Below are 1385 nucleotides of genomic sequence, written 5' to 3' on the forward strand. Positions count from 1 at the left end.
GGGTCGATCCCCACCATGGGTACGTCGAACTCTGCCAGTGCCCGCAGGCGCTTGGCCTGTTTTTCCGCCGTGCGCTCAAAGGCGCCTAAAAAGCCCTGCACTTGCAGCGGCTTGCCGTTGGCAGAAAATGGCATCACGAACACCCGCAGGTTGAGCCGCGACAGTAGTTCCACCACATCCAACACCAGCTTGGCTTCAAAGTGGCTGGTGAAGGCATCCTGGACAATGATCACGCTGTTGGCACGCTGCTGTTCAGTCAGCAGTGCAAGCGAGGTGGGCGTAGCTTCGGCCACGCCCCAGGCGCGCAGCTGCTTTTTCACGCTGGCGCGGGAAAGCTGCGGGGAGTCGCTCATTCCCAGCCCTTTACGCATTAGGCTATCGACCCAGCGCTGGTTGAGTAGGGCGTTATACAGCGGCGCCACCTTGGCAAGCGTGGGCAACATAAACTCGGTGCCGCCGATGATGTAATCGCGCAGCGGGCGTAAATAGCGGCCGTGGTAGACCTCTAAAAACTGCGAACGGAACTGCGGCACGTTGACCTTAATTGGGCACTGGCCGGCACAGGATTTACACGCCAAGCAGCCCGCCATGGCATCGTAAACTTGGTGAGAATTGAACGAAACTGCGGCACATTGACCTTAATCGGGCACTGGCCTGCACAGGATTTACACGCCAAACAGCCCGCCATGGCATCGTAAACTTGGTGAGAATAGTCGTGGTGTTGTTTGCGGCTGAGCGTATTGGCGACGCGTAGCGGAAAGCTTTTAATAAAGCCCCAGCCGTTTTCGGTTTTCTTTTTGCGCGACTCCTCAACGACATCGATCCCTGCCTGGGACTGCAGACGCAGCCACTCACGCATCAAGCTGGCACGGCCTTTGGGCGAATGCACGCGGTCACGAGTGGCCTTCCAGGAAGGGCACATGGGGTCATCAAGGTCATAGTTGTAGCAGGCACCATTGCCGTTGCAGTACACCGCCGCGTCATAGGCCTGCCACGCTCGTTCATCAATGGTGCGGTCCAACTGGCCGCGCAGGGTGACGCCATCAACCGTTAACAGTTCAGGATCGCTGTCTTTGGCGATTAGTTCATGGTGTTCAGCGGGAGACGCAATTTTGCCGGGGTTTAGCTGGTTATGCGGATCAAACGCGGCTTTAACGCGCTGCAGGCTGGGGTATAACTCACCAAAGAATTTGGGGCCGTACTCCGAGCGCACACCTTTGCCGTGCTCCCCCCATAACAGCCCGCCGTACTTCTGGGTCAGGGCTGCCACTTGATCGGAAATCTCACGAATCAGTTTTTCCTGTTCGGGATCTTTCATATCCAGCGCCGGGCGCACGTGTAGTACCCCCGCATCGACATGGCCAAACATACCGTAGGAGAGCTTG

The 1385-nt window shown here is 57.5% G+C and carries 1 pseudogene; it reads right to left on the reverse strand.

Features of this window, described 5'->3' with window-relative positions:
• Positions 1-1385, reverse strand: a pseudogene (locus tag INT22_RS04670) (FAD-linked oxidase C-terminal domain-containing protein); the annotation flags it as partial.

This window comes from Halomonas sp. 3D7M (assembly GCF_014897885.1).
Taxonomy (GTDB): domain Bacteria; phylum Pseudomonadota; class Gammaproteobacteria; order Pseudomonadales; family Halomonadaceae; genus Vreelandella.